At 70.9% G+C, this 15,962-nt stretch carries 17 protein-coding genes; 5 read left to right on the forward strand and 12 right to left on the reverse strand.

Annotation, left to right across the window (positions count from 1 at the left end):
- Positions 1 to 76: 76 nt before the first annotated feature.
- Both IOE58_RS06030 and IOE58_RS06035 read right to left on the reverse strand, forming a co-directional pair.
- Positions 77 to 2,926, reverse strand: a complete 2,850-nt coding sequence (locus IOE58_RS06030) for a UvrD-helicase domain-containing protein (protein WP_193865502.1) — start codon at positions 2,924 to 2,926, stop codon at positions 77 to 79.
- Between the two features lie 118 nt (positions 2,927 to 3,044).
- Positions 3,045 to 3,380: a hypothetical protein gene (locus IOE58_RS06035; protein WP_193865503.1), complete on the reverse strand. Its 336-nt coding sequence runs from the start codon at positions 3,378 to 3,380 to the stop codon at positions 3,045 to 3,047.
- A 61-nt stretch (positions 3,381 to 3,441) separates the two neighbouring features.
- Between IOE58_RS06035 and IOE58_RS06040 the strand changes: the two genes are divergently transcribed.
- Positions 3,442 to 4,476 carry a lysylphosphatidylglycerol synthase domain-containing protein gene (locus IOE58_RS06040; RefSeq protein WP_193865504.1) on the forward strand — a complete coding sequence of 345 codons (1,035 nt, stop codon included), beginning with the start codon at positions 3,442 to 3,444 and terminating at the stop codon, positions 4,474 to 4,476.
- Here the strand turns inward: IOE58_RS06040 and IOE58_RS06045 are convergent.
- The 3 genes from IOE58_RS06045 to IOE58_RS06055 are packed head-to-tail and all read right to left on the reverse strand — an operon-like array spanning position 4,445 to position 6,161.
- The gene (locus IOE58_RS06045) at positions 4,445 to 4,942 is read right to left on the reverse strand and encodes a hypothetical protein (protein WP_193865505.1); all 498 of its coding nucleotides are present in this window, start codon (positions 4,940 to 4,942) and stop codon (positions 4,445 to 4,447) included. The two genes, IOE58_RS06040 and IOE58_RS06045, sit on opposite strands and share 32 nt — an antisense overlap.
- On the reverse strand, positions 4,939 to 5,949 hold the full coding sequence (locus tag IOE58_RS06050; protein ID WP_193865506.1) for an alpha/beta hydrolase: 1,011 nt from the start codon (positions 5,947 to 5,949) through the stop codon (positions 4,939 to 4,941). The genes IOE58_RS06045 and IOE58_RS06050 overlap by 4 nt, the downstream gene beginning before the upstream one ends.
- Positions 5,946 to 6,161: a BldC family transcriptional regulator gene (locus IOE58_RS06055; RefSeq protein ID WP_193865507.1), complete on the reverse strand. Its 216-nt coding sequence runs from the start codon at positions 6,159 to 6,161 to the stop codon at positions 5,946 to 5,948. The genes IOE58_RS06050 and IOE58_RS06055 overlap by 4 nt, the downstream gene beginning before the upstream one ends.
- 410 nt (positions 6,162 to 6,571) lie before the next feature.
- Between IOE58_RS06055 and IOE58_RS06060 the strand changes: the two genes are divergently transcribed.
- Positions 6,572 to 6,781, forward strand: coding sequence for a DUF3073 domain-containing protein (locus tag IOE58_RS06060; RefSeq protein ID WP_193865508.1), 210 nt, complete (start codon positions 6,572 to 6,574; stop codon positions 6,779 to 6,781).
- Positions 6,782 to 6,932: 151 nt separating this feature from the next.
- On the opposite strand, the gene purM is transcribed toward IOE58_RS06060, so the two are convergent.
- The 7 genes from purM to IOE58_RS06095 all read right to left on the reverse strand — a co-directional run bounded on the left by purM (position 6,933) and on the right by IOE58_RS06095 (position 12,986).
- Complete coding sequence (gene purM, locus IOE58_RS06065) at positions 6,933 to 8,081, reverse strand: phosphoribosylformylglycinamidine cyclo-ligase (RefSeq protein WP_193865509.1); 1,149 nt, start codon at positions 8,079 to 8,081, stop codon at positions 6,933 to 6,935.
- The gene (gene purF, locus IOE58_RS06070) at positions 8,078 to 9,568 is read right to left on the reverse strand and encodes an amidophosphoribosyltransferase (protein ID WP_259889317.1); all 1,491 of its coding nucleotides are present in this window, start codon (positions 9,566 to 9,568) and stop codon (positions 8,078 to 8,080) included. Before purF ends, purM begins: the two co-directional genes overlap by 4 nt.
- 43 nt (positions 9,569 to 9,611) lie before the next feature.
- Positions 9,612 to 9,923 carry a hypothetical protein gene (locus IOE58_RS06075; RefSeq protein WP_193865510.1) on the reverse strand — a complete coding sequence of 104 codons (312 nt, stop codon included), beginning with the start codon at positions 9,921 to 9,923 and terminating at the stop codon, positions 9,612 to 9,614.
- Positions 9,920 to 10,717 (reverse strand): copper homeostasis protein CutC, encoded by a 798-nt coding sequence (locus IOE58_RS06080; RefSeq protein WP_193865511.1) that lies wholly within the window; start codon positions 10,715 to 10,717, stop codon positions 9,920 to 9,922. The genes IOE58_RS06075 and IOE58_RS06080 overlap by 4 nt, the downstream gene beginning before the upstream one ends.
- Positions 10,714 to 11,136 (reverse strand): sterol carrier family protein, encoded by a 423-nt coding sequence (locus IOE58_RS06085; protein WP_193865512.1) that lies wholly within the window; start codon positions 11,134 to 11,136, stop codon positions 10,714 to 10,716. Before IOE58_RS06085 ends, IOE58_RS06080 begins: the two co-directional genes overlap by 4 nt.
- Position 11,137: 1 nt before the next feature.
- The gene (locus tag IOE58_RS06090; protein ID WP_193865513.1) at positions 11,138 to 12,448 is read right to left on the reverse strand and encodes an adenylosuccinate synthase; all 1,311 of its coding nucleotides are present in this window, start codon (positions 12,446 to 12,448) and stop codon (positions 11,138 to 11,140) included.
- Between the two features lie 109 nt (positions 12,449 to 12,557).
- Entirely contained in the window at positions 12,558 to 12,986 is a 429-nt protein-coding gene (locus IOE58_RS06095) for a DUF3151 domain-containing protein (protein ID WP_193865514.1), read from the reverse strand.
- 55 nt (positions 12,987 to 13,041) lie between these two features.
- Here IOE58_RS06095 and IOE58_RS06100 point away from each other — a divergent pair, with 55 nt between their 5' ends.
- From IOE58_RS06100 to IOE58_RS06110, 3 genes are all read left to right on the forward strand, one after another.
- On the forward strand, positions 13,042 to 14,565 hold the full coding sequence (locus IOE58_RS06100; RefSeq protein WP_193865515.1) for a phosphotransferase: 1,524 nt from the start codon (positions 13,042 to 13,044) through the stop codon (positions 14,563 to 14,565).
- Between the two features lie 77 nt (positions 14,566 to 14,642).
- A complete protein-coding gene (dtd, locus tag IOE58_RS06105) occupies positions 14,643 to 15,068 on the forward strand; it encodes a D-aminoacyl-tRNA deacylase (RefSeq protein ID WP_193865516.1) in 426 nt (141 codons plus the stop codon).
- A 69-nt stretch (positions 15,069 to 15,137) separates the two neighbouring features.
- Positions 15,138 to 15,884 (forward strand): phosphoglyceromutase, encoded by a 747-nt coding sequence (locus tag IOE58_RS06110; RefSeq protein WP_193865517.1) that lies wholly within the window; start codon positions 15,138 to 15,140, stop codon positions 15,882 to 15,884.
- The last annotated feature ends 78 nt before the right edge of the window (positions 15,885 to 15,962 follow it).

The following is a 15,962-nucleotide window of genomic DNA, read 5'->3' on the forward strand; positions in this document are numbered from 1 at the left end:
CCCGCCGGGGATCGCCGGCACCAAGGAGAGCGCAGGCCGGGTGGTCGGGGCCCTTGCAGCTTGGTGATCGGAGCCCTTACAGCTTGGTGATCGGGGCGTAGCGCAGCAGCAGGCGCTTCTTCCCGTGGGGCGCCCTGAACTGCACCTCGACCTGGGTCTTCTCACCCTGGCCGGCAACCTCCGTGACGGTGCCCATGCCGAAGGAGTCGTGCGTGACGCGGTCCCCCACCGCCAGCTGCGGCATCTTGGATACGTCCGTGGGCTTGCGGCCGGAGCCGAAGCTGGGCCGGGTCACGTCCTTGCGGCCGCCGCCGGGGCCACCGCTGTATGCAGGACCCCGACCGCCGCCGGAGCCGTAGCTGCCACCAGCGAAGCCGTAGCCGCCCCCGCCGCGGGAACCGTATCCACCGGAGCCGTACCCTCCGCCGTACCCGGCTGCCCCGGCCAGCGTGGAGCCCGCTCGTGCCACGTCGAGCACCTGCTCCGGCACCTCGTCGAGGAATCGGCTGGCCGGCATGAACTGGGGCGCTCCCCAGGTGGCACGCATCTGGGCACGGGTGAGGTACAGCTTCTGCCGGGCACGGGTGATGCCCACGTAGGCCAGGCGACGCTCCTCCTCCAGCTGCTCAGGATCGGACAGGGTGCGCTGATGCGGGAAGGTGCCGTCCTCCATCCCGGTCAGGAACACCACCGGGAACTCCAGGCCCTTGGCGGTGTGCAGGGTCATCAGGGTGACGAACTGGTCCTCGGCTCCGGGAATCTGGTCGGCATCGGCCACCAGGGACACCTTCTCCAGGAATCGGTCGATGAGCGACCCCTCCGGGGCATCCAGGTCATCGGACGCCTCAGCGTTTTCCGGCCCCTCCGCGTCCACCAGCACCGACTCGGCGGAGGCGGCCGCCTCATCGTCCCCAGGACCGGCGCCGGAGTCGACGGTGGTGCGCTCGTCCCCGTCGGCGTCCTCGATCTCGTCTGTGTCCTCGTCCTCGAACTCGCTGGCCGCGGCATCAGCCGCCTCCATCTGCGCCTCGAACTCACTGGCCACGCTGATCAGCTCGGCCAGGTTCTCCAACCTCGACTCGTCCTGCGGTTCATCGCTCCCCTGCAGCTCCGCGTAGTAGCCGGACTTCTGCAGGATCGCCTCGAGCACCTCCGCCGGACCCGTCCCGGTGCGGGCAAGCTCCTGCAGCTCCTCGAGCATGACCACGAAGGAGCGCACCGCGTTCAGCGAACGGGTGGCGATCCCGGGGGCCTCCTCGGCCCGCCGCAGCGCCTCTCCGAAGCTGATCCGCTCCCGCTCCGCGAGCATCGCGATCGCCGCTTCCGCACGGTCCCCGATGCCGCGCTTGGGGACGTTCAGGATGCGGCGCAGGTTGATCTCATCGGCCGGATTGGCCAGGACCTGCAGGTACGCGATCGCGTCCTTGATCTCGCGGCGCTCATAGAACCGCGTACCGCCCACCACGCGATACGGCAGTCCGATGCGGATCAGCTGGTCCTCCAGCGCACGCGACTGCGCATTGGCGCGATAGAAGATCGCGATGTCCCCCGCGGTGCGGCCGTCGTCCACCAGGGCGTCGATCTGGCGGCCGATGTAGCGGGCCTCGGCGGCCTCGTCATCGGCGACGTACAGGGTGATCTTCTCGCCGGCGCCCTGGTCGGTCCACAGGTTCTTCTTGCGGCGGCCCTGGTTCTCCTCGATCACGGCGTTCGCGGCGGTGAGGATGGACTGGGTGGAGCGGTAGTTCTGCTCCAGCACGATGGTGCGGGCGGAGGGGAAGTCCTGCTCGAACTCCACGATGTTGCGGATGGTCGCGCCGCGGAAGGCGTAGATGGACTGGTCCGAGTCGCCCACCACGGTCAGATCGGCCGAGGGGTCCTCGCCCACCAGCTCGCGCACCAGCGCGTACTGGGCGGGGTTGGTGTCCTGGTACTCATCGACCATCACGTGGCGGAACCGCCGGCGGTACCCCTCACGGATCGCGGGGTTCTCCCGCAGCATGGTGACGGTCAGCCCGATCAGGTCATCGAAGTCCACGGCATTGGCCTGGCGCAGCCGCTCGGTGTAGTTGGTGTAGATCCGGGCCAGGGTCTTCTCGAAGGGGTTCTTGGCGGTCTCGGCCTGATCGGCGAAGTCGATCGGGTCCACCAGCTCGTTCTTGAGCGAGGAGATGCGCGAGGCCAGCGCCCTGGGCGCATTCTTCTTGGTGTCCAGCTCCAGATCCTTGGCGATCGTGGTGATCAGGCGCAGGGAGTCAGCGCTGTCGTAGATCGTGAAGGAGCTCTTCAGGCCGGCCGCTGCGGCGTCGCGGCGCAGGATGCGCACGCAGGCGCTGTGGAAGGTGGAGACCCACATGCTGCGCGCCACCGGGCCCACCAGCTCGGCCACGCGCTCCTTCATCTCAGCGGCGGCCTTGTTGGTGAAGGTGATCGCAAGGATCTCCCCGGGCATCGCCTCTCCGGAGGCCAGCAGGTGGGCGATGCGGCGGGTGAGCACCCGCGTCTTGCCGGAGCCGGCGCCTGCCACGATCAGGAGCGGACTGCCGCGGTGCTCGACGGCCTCGCGCTGCGGCGGGTTCAGCCCCTCGACCAGAGCCGCCAGAGCCGACGGATCAGCCGCCCACGACCGCGCCGGCGGCGCAGCGGAGTAGGTACGAGCGTGGTCCCTGATCCCCGCCGGCGGCTCGCTCTCCCCCTCGGGTGGAGCGGTGTCCTCATCGAACGGCGGCTCCTCATCAAACGGGGGTGCCTCATCGAACGGGGGTGCCTCATCGAACGGCGGCTCCTGGTCGAACGGCGGCTCCTCGGGAGCCGGCGCACCCTCAGGGGGCTCCTGCAGCCGCCGTGAAGGGTCGGCGTCGACCCGCACGCCCTCCAGGCGGCGGAAGGAATCGGGCAGGGAGAGATCGTCGAAGAGTGAGCTCATGAGGGTTCCAGGATAGGTGTCGGGCCCGACAGCGCAGACGCTGCCGGGCCCGATGTGGACGAACGGACGACCGGAAGGAGGGACCCGGCCCTGCTGGGCCGGCCGCCTGCGAGCTCTGTCAGATCAGGACGGCCACGAAGACGTTGATGATGATCGCCACCGGGATGCCGAACCACACGGCCGACGGGGTCTGCGGGCCCTTCTTGTGCGCGATGTAGGCCAGCACGGTGACGATGATCGCCATCAGTGCTTTGATGCCGAGCTTCATATGGTTCGGATCACCGGTGACCGAGGCGATCACAGCGATGATCAGACCGAACACGAGGGCACCGGCAGCGGAGTGGGCCATGCCGGGGCTGGGCTGACGGGTACGGGCAGCAGCCACCCAAGTGCCCAGGGCCACAGCCCAGCAGAGCAGGTGCGCGATGACGAGGAGCGAATATACGAACGACATGTCGGCATCCTACGTTCCGCCCCCTGGGAACAGTCTCCTTCCCGCGTGCGAGAATCGCCGCATGCCCGACCCTGGCGATCGCGACGCCGACCACCGCCCGTCCCCGGCGCCGGCTTCCTCGGTGCATCCCGTCGTCGAGCCGTCATCTGCACCGCCGTGGCAGGCCATCGCCCCGGGCCTCACCGTGGACCGTCCCCCGGAGCTCAGCGGGAAGCGGATCACGCTGGCAGTGCTGTCCCTGCTGCTGGTCGCCGCCCTGCTGTGGTGGGGCCTGCCGTGGGCGGCCGGCGCCTCCTGGCCCCAGATCCTCGACTCCCTGGCGGGCCTGCCGGCATGGGCCGTCCCGACGATGCTGCTGCTTGGCCTCGGTGCTCTCGCGCTCGAAGCATGGACGGTGCGCACCGCCGTGCCCGGCTCCTCGTACCGGACCGTCCTGCAGGGGCACGCCGCCGCCAGCGCGATGGCCCTGGCCATTCCAGGCGGAGGAATGCTCGGCATGGGGCTGCTGGGCTGGATCCTGCGCCGCACGGGGCTGGCACTGTCGGTGGTGATCACCGGGATCGTCGCCGCATCCCTGGTGGAGATGCTGGTGACCACGGTGCTGGTACCACTGCTGGGCGGGATCGCCTACGTCGCAGCAGGCATGGTCACCGATGCTCGGATCGATCTGCCCGGTGCCGCGCTGTGGGCGGCGCTGGCCGCGGTGGTCGGTGCCGTGGTCGCCCTGGTCCTCGCCGCCGCGCTGCTGCGGGAGCGGCCGGTCGCGCTGGTGGGGCCGACGGCCCTGGCGCGCGTGCTGCAGTGGCTCGCCCTGGTACTGGCGATCGAGGCGGTGGGCGGATCCGTGCACCTGCTGCTGACGGTCGCGATCTTCGCGCTCGGCCGGGTGCTGTCCCTGGTGCCCCTCACCCCCGGTGGCGCAGGGATCACCGAGACCGTGGGGGCCGCAGCCCTGGTGGGCCTGGGACTGGGAGCGGCGGCGTCGGCCTCGGCGATGCTGCTGCTGGCCATCACCACGCTGGTGGTGCCACTGGTCGCCGGCGGGATCGCCGCGGCGACGGCGGTCAGTCGGACTGGTCCTCGTAGTCCGGCGTGACCGCCCCGACCGCGTGCGAGGGATGGGGAAGGAACCCCTCCTCGGCCTGCGGGGACAGTGGGAAGCCGCCGATGCTCGCGCCATGCTGGGTGCCCGCGAAGTGCTGGGCTCCCACGAAGCGCGCCACCTCGTCCACGTGATGGCGGGCATCGTCCCCCCGGCCCAGGAACCCGGCTCCCGCGTACCCGCCCATACGACGCCCGCTGGAGCGCTCCAGGACCGTGGCCTGCTCGTCGAGCCGACGTGCGCTGGCCCGCAGCCCGGTGGCGATCCGTCCCAGCTCCGCGTACTGCTCGCTGCTCCACCGCTCGCGGAGGTCCTCGCCGATACGTCGGATGCGGGGGTCCGATGAGCGTGTGACCTCGAGGACCGCGTTGGAGACGCGCAAGCGCAGCAGAGTGAAGCGGTCAGCTGCCCGCCGCAGGGCGTCCGCATGGTCGCGCAGCGCACGGGGGCCCGAGGTCATCCTGCTCCTTCCGAAGAGCTGCTGACGGGAGGGATGCGCTCGGTCTTGGACCCGCGCCCGCTCATGGTATGCCGACCGGTCAGGACCACGTCCAACCAGTCGTCGAGCACCTCGATGGCGCGGTGGCGGGCGTCGGCGTCGGAGAGGAACACGTCGTGACGCGCACCCTCGATGGCCTCGATCCGCACGTCGGGCCCCAGCTGCGCAGCGGCCTCCGCCATCACCTTCACATCGAGCACCGAATCGGCCCGACGCATGGCCTCGGTGAACTCCATGCCGAAGACGGACCGCGCCGAGTGCATCACGAGCACGGGGATGGCGAGAGGGCCCGCCGATTCGAGCCGGCTCTGTCCGTCGATCACGGCCGCGAAGGTGTCGGCGGGGAAGGGATGCCCGCCCGGGGGCTTCAGGGCGAGGGCGTAGGCGTACAGACCGCCGTAGTCGCGGGGCACCGACCGCGCATAGTGCTCGACCCCCTGGGGCAGCAGGGGGCGGGGGTTGAGGCGGCCGGCCAGGCGGCTCACCGGCCTGCTCAGCAGACGCCGCACGGCCGCCCCCAGGTGCATCTCCAGCCACGGGGAGTTCAGCGCGAGGGCGCGGATCGTGCCGGGGTGCCGCACCGCCCACAGCGCTGCGGTGAGCCCGCCGGTGGAGTGGGCGAGCATGATCGGGGGGCGGTCCCTGCCGATGATGCGCAGCGCCGCGTCTATCTCCTCGTCGTACCGGTTGAGGTGGTCGATCTCGGTCGGGGTCTGCCCCGGCAGGAGGCTGCGGCCGTGCTTGCGCAGATCCAGCGCCCACACGTCCAGACCACGGGCTGCCAGGTGCTCCAGCAGCTCACGGTCCAGCACGTAGTCGGACCAGCCGTGCCCTACCAGGATCGGGACGGAGTCCGGTCGTTCGGGAAGACGATGCACCAGGGTGGCGACGAGGGGCCCCTCGGCGTCGGCACCGAGGTCGATCCGCTGCATCGCGTACCCGTCCCCGAAGACCGGATCAATGGTCATTCGGTGTCGGCGCTCTCCTGCAGCAGCCGCATGACCTCGTCCCGGGGGTAGCGGCGATGCCCGCCGAGGGTGCGCCGGTAGGTGAGCTTCCCTGCCTGGGCCCACCGCGTTACCGTCTTGGGGTCGACGTGGAAGAGCTTGGCCACCTCGGCGGGAGTCAGGAGCTCCGTGCCTCCGTGTCCGGGTGTCTGAGGCTCCTCGGTGCTGAACATCGAGCTTGCGACCTTTCGCTTGTATCCGGGGGAAGGCTGGCCGGCCCACGGGCCGTTCCACAGGGGGAGAGCCTACCGCGCATAAGTTTACGCTTGAGCGCACATTGCGACCCCCGCACCGCCCGCCGACCGGCGTTCTTGTCCGTAGTGAGATAACCCGGCGCCCTGACCAGCGCGAACACAGACGCATGAGGGACGGGTGTCGGTGAACTCCTAGGCTCTTACCGGTTGGACCGAACTTCGCGTCGCCATCCCCGCCCGGCCTGTCGCGACCCTGTCGCGCCAGAACGTCAGCAACGTCTCCTATACCGCGTTGGCCGGAGGCGGAGCGTTGCATGTACGCTTGGGTTCCGAATCAATGCCATCTTCCGGGCCGACATGCCCGCTCCGACGCACAGGGGGTCAGATCCATGGGTCGTGGCCGACAGAAAGCCAAGCAGACCAAGGTGGCACGGGACCTCAAGTACTACAGTCCGCCCACGGACCTCTCGGCGCTTCAGCGGGAGCTGCAGGCACAGAGGAACGCTTCGTCCGAGGACTCCGGCTCCGCACGCGATCCGTGGTCGGACGAGAGCGACGACTGGGCCAACGAGGATGCTCCGTCGGCGCGCCGCCGCTGACGCACCGCTGCGGCACTCGCCGGCACCGTGACCACGCACGAGGGATGACCAGCCCGGTCATCCCTCGTCGCATGTCCCGGCAGGGGCGCCTGCGGTTCCGGGTGCCGCCCGCGGGCTCCGGCCGTTGCCTGCGGGAACGGCATAGCCCGGCTCACGCCTTCGTGCCGGTCCCCCACCCGGGGTGCTGACCGGTCAGCAGCACGCCGCCGCCCTCCACGCCCTTGGCGCCGGAGACCAGCCGCTCCAGCGGTCCCGTCGGCTCCGGCAGTGATCCTTCGTCCATGACCTCGCCGATCACCTGGGCGGGCAGGCCTCGCTCGACCAGCACGTCGATGGCGGCATGCGCGCTCTCCTGGGCCACCACCGCGATCATCCCGATGCCCATGTTGAGCGTGCCCTCGAGGTCGAGCTGGGGCACCCCGCCCCAGGCGGTGATGCGCCCGAACACGGGCGCAGGCTCCCAGGCGGAGCGATCCACATGGGCAGCCGTGCCCGCGGGGAGCACGCGCGCCAGGTTCGCCGCCAGTCCCCCGCCGGTGATGTGGCTGAGGGCGTGCACACCGGAGCTGGTGCGCGGGTCATGGACCATCGCCAGCACGTCGGCGGCGTAGATCCGGGTGGGCTCCAGCAGCTCCTCCCCCAGGGTGCGACCGAAGTCGTCGACGTCCTGCCCCAGGTCCAGATCCTGCGCCGCCAGGACGGCCCGCACCAGGGAGTAGCCGTTGGAGTGCAGACCGGAGGACTCCATGCCGATCAGCACGTCGCCGGCGCGCACCCGCTCCGGACCGAGCATGTCCTCCGCCTCGACGACGCCGACCGCCGCTCCGGCGACGTCGTAGTCCTCGGGGGCCATCAGGCCCGGGTGCTCGGCGGTCTCCCCGCCCACCAGGGCGCACTCGGCCTGGCGGCAGCCCTCCGCGATGCCGCGGACGATGTCGGCGATCCGCTCGGGCACCACTTTGCCGCACGCGATGTAGTCGGTCATCGCCAGCGGCGTGGCCCCGACCACGACGATGTCGTCCACGACCATGCCCACCAGGTCCCGTCCGATGGTGTCGTGCACGTCCATCTGACGGGCGATCGCGATCTTGGTGCCCACACCGTCGGTGGAGGAGGCCAGCAGCGGGCGCTCGTAGTCCTTGACGGCACTGATGTCCAGCAGACCGGCGAAGGCGCCGATCCCGCCCAGCACCTCGGGGCCGTGCGTGGCGGCCACCGCCTCCTTCATCAGGGCGACGGCGCGGTCGCCCGCAGCGGTGTCCACGCCGGCGGAGGCGTAGGTGATCGGCTGGTCGTTCATGCGTCCTCCCGTGCTGCGACGGTCTGCTGGGTGTGCAGGTCCAGGGTTCCCTGGCCGAGCTCCTCGACGTCGGTGACCCTCACCGGGTACTGCCCGGTGAAGCAGGCGCTGCACAGGGTGGAGCTGTCCTGGTCGGTGGCCTCGATCATCGCTTCCTGCGAGATGTAGCCGAGGGAATCGGCCCCGATGGAGCGGGCGATGTCCCCCACCCCCAGGCCGTTGGCGATCAGCTCCGCACGGGTGGCGAAGTCGATGCCGTAGAAGCAGGGCCACCGCACCGGTGGGGAGGAGATCCTCACGTGCACCTCGGCCGCTCCGGCCTCGCGCAGCATGCGCACGACGGCGCGCTGGGTGTTGCCGCGCACGATCGAGTCGTCCACGACCACCAGGCGCTTGTCCTGGATGGCCTCGCGCAGGGGGTTGAGCTTGAGGCGGATGCCGAGCTGGCGGATGGTCTGGCTGGGCTGGATGAAGGTGCGGCCCACGTAGGCGTTCTTCACCATCCCCTGGCCGTAGGGGATGCCGGACTCCTGGGCGTAGCCGATCGCAGCGGGCGTGCCGGATTCGGGGGTGGGGATCACCAGGTCCGCCTCGACGGGGTGCTCCTGGGCGAGGCGGCGCCCCATCTCGATGCGGGACTCGTTGACGCTGCGGCCGGCGATCCTGGTGTCGGGGCGCGCCAGGTACACGTACTCGAACACGCAGCCCTTGGGGCGCGGCTCGAGCACCTGCTCGCTGCGCAGCCCCTGCTCGTCGATGACGATCATCTCGCCGGGCGCCACCTCGCGCACGAAGCTGGCGCCGCAGATGTCCAGGGCGGCCGTCTCGGAGGCCACCACCCAGCCCCGTTCGAGCCTTCCCAGCACGAGCGGGCGGATGCCCTGCGGGTCCCGCGCCGCGTACAGGGTGTCCTCGCTCATCAGGGTGAAGCAGTAGGCGCCGCGCAGCAGCGGCAGCAGATCCCGCAGGGCGCTCTCCAGGCTGCCCTCGGTGTTCAGCAGCGCGGTGACCAGGGCGGTGTCGGTGGTGTTCCCGCGCGCGATCTCTCCGGAGCGCGCGTGCTCGCGCTCCTCGAGCAGGCGCAGCAGCTCACCGGTGTTGACCAGGTTTCCGTTGTGCGCGAGCGCCACGGTGCCCTCCGGGCGTGGCCCCAGGGTGGGCTGGGCGTTGGACCACACCGAGCCGCCGGTGGTCGAGTAGCGGGTGTGGCCGATCGCGATGTGCCCCTGCAGGGTCTCCAGGGACGCCTCGTCGAACACCTGCGAGACCAGGCCCATGTCCTTGAACACCATGATCTGGGAGCCGTCGCTGGCGGCGATCCCGGCGGACTCCTGCCCGCGGTGCTGCAGTGCGTACAGCCCGAAGTAGGTCAGCTTGGCGACCTCTTCACCGGGGGCGAAGACCCCGAAGACGCCGCATGCGTCCTGAGGGCCCTTCTCCCCGGGGAGCAGGTCGTGGGAGAGGGTTCCGTCGCCGCGTGGTGCCACCGCATCATGATGCCACAGCGGGGTGGTGCCGGTACCAGGGCGATCAGCGCCTGCGACGGCGCTCCAGGATCAGGTCCACCAGCGCGGCCAGGGCCGCCAGCGGCACGCCGATGCTGAGCACCGCGATGAAGGTGAAGGCGAGGATCCCACCGGCGCCGCCCACCCCCAGCAGGGGGGCCGCGATCAGGGCCACCACGGCGGGCACCACCAGGGCGAGCACCACCCAGAAGGCGAGGGTGGGCGTTCGGCGTCCTCGCACGTACACCGTCGTCCGAGCGGGGCCCTGCTCGGTGGCGTCGTGCGGGGCGGGGTCCTGCTCGGTGGCGTCGTGCGGGGCGGGGTCGTGCTGGGTCACAGTGCTCCTGCGGCGTCCACCGCTGCTGCGGCGATCGCGGGGTCGGTGGTGGTGTCGGGGGCGTCGGGCTCGACGAGACTGCCGGGTCGGCGCCGGGCGGAGAGGTGCACGTCGGTGACGGCGCTGCGACGCACCAGGTCCTCGATGTCGGCGGGGCGGACCCCGCCACCGGCGCACACGTCCAGCAGCGCCTCGGATGCCTCGACCATCCGGGCCAGGTCCGCGGCGCCGTCCAGGGCGCGGGCGGCACCGCCGGAGCTGAGCACCCGGTGGAATCCGGCTCCCAGCAGTGTGGTCACGGCCTCGGTGCGATGCTCGACGCTCGGAATGGCGTCCAGTGCGCGGTGAGCGGTCAGGGTGACCGATCGCATGGCCGACTGGGCCGCCTCGAGGGCCGCATCGCGCACCTGCTCGATGGCGGGCAGGTCGAGACGCCCCTCGGGTGTGAGCGCGGCGAACACCACCCCGGCAGCTCCGGCGGCGACGACCTCGCTCGCCTGCCGTGCCATCAGCGCGATCTCCTCGTCGCTGTAGACGAACTCCTCGGGCCTGCCCAGGAAGTCGTCCTGGCCTGCACGGGAGCGGATCAGCACGTGCACGTCGAAATGGGGACGGGCCTCCTGCGCAGCGACCAGGGCTGATGCGCGGCGCGCGCACCGCTCCACCAGATCGACGGGCGGCGTGAGGCCGCCGCGGTCGAGGTCGACGCACAGCTCGATGCGGTGGGCCCCGGCGCGGGCTGCGACCTCGAGACCGGCCTCGTCCTGGACGGCGATCTCGACGCGCACGGTCATGTGCTCTCCGTCTGGTGGAGCCTCCGGGCCTCACGGACGGCGCGGCGGGCCCCCGGCAGCGGCAGATGATCGCTGAGGTCGCTGCGCTCACCGCTGGCCCGCACGCGGCCGGTCCCAGTCGCCTCGGCCCATGTGAGGTCCCCGGCCACCAGGGCGAGCCAGGTGGCGTCGTCGGTCTCCACCACGGCCGGTGGGGTGCCGCGGGTATGGCGCGCACCGGGGAGGGCCTGCACGGCGGCGAACGGCGGGACTCGCAGTTCGACGGCACCGCCGGGGAACTCCTCGGCGAACAGGGCGAGCGTATGTCGCACGGCGGTGGCCCGGACGGACCGCGGGGCGGGCCCGTCGGTCTCGGGACGGGTGGCCCACTGCGCGAGGGCTCGTCCCCCGGCCTCGGGGTCGGTGCGGCGGGTGGCCATCTCAGGCGCTCGTGGAGTGCTGGGGGCCGGGGAGCAGGTCGTGCACGGCGATGGTGGCCTCGCGGTCCGGGCCCACGCCGATGGCGCTGATCCGGCAGCCGGCCAGCTCCTCGAGGCGCTTCACGTAGTTGCGTGCGGCCTCGGGCAGCTCCTCCACGGTGCGGCATCCGGAGATGTCCTCGGTCCAGCCGGGCATGGTCTCGTAGACCGGCTCGGCGTGGTGGAACTCGGTCTGCGTCATCGGCATCTCGTGGTGGAGGGTGCCGTCGACGTCGTAGGCCACGCAGATCGGCACCTCCTCGATGCCCGTGAGCACGTCGAGCTTCGTAAGCACCAGATCGGTGAAGCCGTTGACACGGACGGCGTAGCGGATCATCAGCGCGTCGTACCAGCCGCAGCGGCGGGGACGACCGGTGTTGACGCCCACCTCGCCGCCGACCCGTTGCAGGAACTCGCCCCACTCGTCCTCGAGCTCGGTGGGGAACGGGCCGGCGCCCACCCGCGTGGTGTACGCCTTGACGATGCCGATCACGCCGTCGACCCGGGTGGGGCCGATGCCGGAGCCGGTGCATGAGCCGCCGGCGGTGGGGTTCGAGCTGGTGACGAAGGGGTAGGTGCCGTGGTCCACGTCCAGGAAGGTGGCCTGGCCGCCCTCCATCAGCACCACCTCTCCGCGGTCCAGGGCGTCGTTGAGCAGGGCGGTGGTGTCCACCACCATGGGGCGCAGCATGTCGGCGTAGGAGAGCAGCTGCTCGGTGGTCTCGTCGATGTCCACCTCACGCCGGTTGTACAGCTTGACCAGCAGCGCGTTCTTCTGGCGCAGGGCGCCCTCGACCTTCTGCCGCAGGATGGAGGCGTCGAACAGGTCCTGGATGCGGATGCCGAGGCGGCCCACCTTGTCCATGTACGCCGGGCCGATGCCGCGCCCGGTGGTGCCGATGGCGCGCTTGCCCAGGAAGCGCTCGGTAACCTTGTCGAGCGTGCGGTGGTACGGGGCCACCACGTGCGCGTTGGCGCTGATCCGCAGGGAGGAGGTGTCCACCCCGCGCGCGGTCAGCATCTCGATCTCCTCGGTGAGCGCCTCGAGGTCGACCACCACGCCGTTGCCGATCACCGGGGTGACGCCCGGGGTGAGGATGCCGGCGGGAAGGAGCTTCAGCTCGAACTTCTCGCCCTGGATGACGACGGTGTGGCCGGCGTTGTTGCCGCCGTTGGGCTTGACCACGTAGTCCACGCTCTCACCGAGCAGGTCCGTGGCCTTGCCCTTGCCCTCATCACCCCATTGGGCTCCGACGATCACGACGGCGGGCATGGCGACTCCTGGTGTGGTCGGGAGGAACGCGAGGATCCTACCAATCGGGTCCGGGACGGGGCAGTGGTGCTCTCGGCTCGGGACCGCAGTGCCGGGGCTGACCGGCAGGTCAGGCGAGCAGGGACGGATCCGCGTCCTGCAGGAACTCGTGGACGCGGACTGCCTCGGCGTCGTCCCCGATGCGGCGGGAGGTCTCGCCGAGCAGGGCGAGCGCCTTGAGGAAGCCGCGGTTGGGGGCGTGCGAGGCGGGGATGGATCCCTGGCCGCGCCATCCGGCGCGACGCAGTGCATCGAGCCCGCGGTGGTAGCCGGTGCGGGCGTAGGCGTAGGCGGCGATGTCGTCGCCGTCGCTCAGCGCGTCCTGGGCGAGTTCGGCCCACACCAGCGGTGACTCAGGGTGCTCGCGCGCGATGTCGCGCGGCTCCTGGTGATCGGCGAGCGCCGCGGCCACCTCGACGTCGACGAAGTCACCCGGCAAACGGGTCTCCGGGATACCCAGCAGGTTCCGGGAGCGGTACGGATCGGCAGCGTCGGACATGACGAACATGGTAGGCGCTGTCACCGGCAGGGGCCCAACCTGGTAGAAACAACCCATGACACGTACGCAGGACGGCGCGGAGCTGCTCACCGGCCCCGGAGCGGGCGGCCTGCTCCGCTCGGCCGTCGGCAACTCCGGTGGCGTGCTGCACGGCTGGCAGCTCGACCACGTGGATCACCGCCCCGGTCGCAGCACCAAAGCACTGTTCCGCACCATGGTGTCGTGGCCTGAGCTGGACGGTCCCGGCGCTCCCGCACGCGAGGAGCTGTTCGGCGCCAGCACCCACATCGGCGAGAAGGAGAAGAACCTCTACGTAGCCGAGCAGACCCTGGTGATGACCGACGGGGACATCAACGTGCGGGTCTGGCGCTACCCGCACGACCCGTGGCTGCCCATGCTGCCGTCGGTCTGCTACCCGGATGTGGTGGTGCGCACTCTGCGCGACCTCGGCGTGTCGCTCGGCGATCCGGGCACGCCCGTGGTCATCGATGTCGTCTCCTACCGTCCCGGGCGCCGGGCCGTGCTGCGCGTCTCCCAGGGTGGCCACGCGGTGTTCCTCAAGGTGATGCAGCCGCACCGCAGCGATGAGATCGTGGATCGCCATCAGCGCCTGCTGGCCGCAGGCGTCCCGGTGCCGGAGGTGATCGCGCACCACAACGGGCTGGTGGTGCTGAGGGAGCTCCCAGGCCGTCCACTGTCCCGCGCCGTCGTGGACGAGGGCGCCGACGCCTGCCGGGGCGAGGACCTGGTGGCGCTGGTGGACCGGTTGCCCGCCTCGATGTACCCCCTGCCCCTGCGCCCCCCGTGGACCGATTCGGTGGACTTCTATGCCGGGATCGTCGCCGCCTCGATGCCGGCGCTCGGACCCCGGCTGGACGCGCTGGTCCGCTCCATCCGGGAAGGGCTGGCCGCCCTCGAGCAGCGTCTGGACATGCGCCCGCACGACATCGTCCACGGGGACTTCTACGAGGCCCAGGTGTTCGTCGAGGACGGGCGCGTGGTGGGCCTGCTCGATATCGACACCGTGGGTCCGGGCCGACGCGCGGATGATCTGGCGTGCCTGCTGGCACACCTGAGCGTGCTGGCCGACTACGGCAACACGGGCCGCATCGACCGGGACATGCAAGCCCGCGTGGAGGGCGCCATCACCGACTGGCATCGAGTGTTCGAGGGCAGGGTCGATCCCACCGAGCTCGCCCTGCGATCGGCCGGGGTGGTGCTCTCTCTCGCCACCGGCCCGCACCGCCAGCAGGAGAACGCCTGGGAGGCCGCCACCGAGGCCATCGTCCGGGTGGCCGAGCAGTGGGTGGAGCGCGCACGCGCCGCCGAGCGGGCACGCATCGATCAGCAGGCCCCCGCACATCGGGGGCCCGCGACCGGGGTCCGTGCTCCCGGGGGGATTGCTCCCCCGTCGGCGGCCACGGGTCAGCGGCCGGAACCCATCCGTGCACGTTCCATGCCTCCCGCGCAGGGACCTGACGCGATCCCGGCGCCGGGTCCGCCCTCCGCTACCCACGACGCGCTCGGCGACGACTCCCCCACCCAGGAGCGCTCGATCGACTCCATCGTGCGCGGCTGAGGCCCCTGCGCGCCGCTGGCCTCCACGCCCCGCTGTTGACCTCCACGCCCCGCCGCCGGGGTGGCTAGGCTCGATGCATGCGAGCTGTGCTGCAACGAGTGGATGGCGCCCGGGTAAAGGTCGACGGCGAGGTCGTCGGCGCTGTCGAGGGCGAGGGACTGCTGGCGCTGATCGGCGTCACCCATGACGACGGCCCCGAGCAGGTGGCCATGATCGCCCGGAAGATCTGCGAGCTACGGATCCTCGATGGCGAGCGCTCCGTCCTCGATGCGGGGGCCTCCGTGCTGGTGGTCTCCCAGTTCACCCTCTACGCCGACGTGCGCAAGGGACGCCGCCCCTCATGGAACGGCGCCGCGCCTGGGCCGGTGGCCGAACCGCTCGTGCAGCAGGTGGTCGAGGCGATCCGGGAGCGCGGCGTGGACGCCCAGGAGGGGCGCTTCGGGGCGCACATGCGGGTCGGCCTGGTCAACGACGGCCCCGTGACGATCCTGCTGGAGGCCTGAGGGCACGGGGCACGAGAGCCCTGCCTGCGGTCCTGTGCGTCTCCTGCGCGGCGCACGTACGCTGTACCCATGACCTACACACTCGTACTGCTCCGCCACGGCGAGAGCGACTGGAACGCCAAGAACCTGTTCACCGGCTGGGTCGATGTGCCGCTGACCGAGAAGGGCCGCGAGGAGGCTGTCGCCGGCGGCGTGCTGATGAAGGAGGCCGGCATCCACCCCGATGTCGTGCACACCTCCCTGCAGCGCCGCGCGATCATGACCGCGAACCTGGCGCTGGACGCCGCGGATCGCCACTGGATCCCCGTCAAGCGCGACTGGCGCCTGAACGAGCGCCACTACGGCGCGCTGCAGGGCATGAACAAGTCCGAGATCCGCGAGAAGTACGGTGAGGAGCAGTTCATGGCGTGGCGCCGCTCCTACGACACCCCGCCGCCGGAGATCGAGTTCGGCTCCGAGTTCAGCCAGGACCAGGACCCCCAGTACGCTGATCTCGGCGACCAAATGCCGAAGTCCGAGTGCCTCAAGGACGTCGTGGCCCGCTTCCTCCCCTACTGGGAGGAGGGCATCAAGCCGGATCTGAAGGCCGGCAAGACGGTCCTGATCGCCGCCCACGGCAACTCGCTGCGAGCACTGGTGAAGTACCTCGACGGCATCTCCGACGAGGAGATCTCCGGGTTGAACATCCCCACGGGCCAGCCGCTGGTGTACGAGCTCGACGAGAACTTCGACGTGGTGGAGAAGGGCGGCCGCTACCTCGACCCCGTGGCCGCCAAGGCCGCAGCCGAGGCCGTCGCGAACCAGGGCAAGAAGTGACCGCCGTGCGTGCCTGATGCCGCATCGGCTCCGAACGCAGGGCGCCCCCGGACCATCGTCCGGGGGCGCCCTCGTCTC

Source organism: Brachybacterium epidermidis (genome assembly GCF_015209585.1).
Taxonomy (GTDB): domain Bacteria; phylum Actinomycetota; class Actinomycetes; order Actinomycetales; family Dermabacteraceae; genus Brachybacterium; species Brachybacterium epidermidis.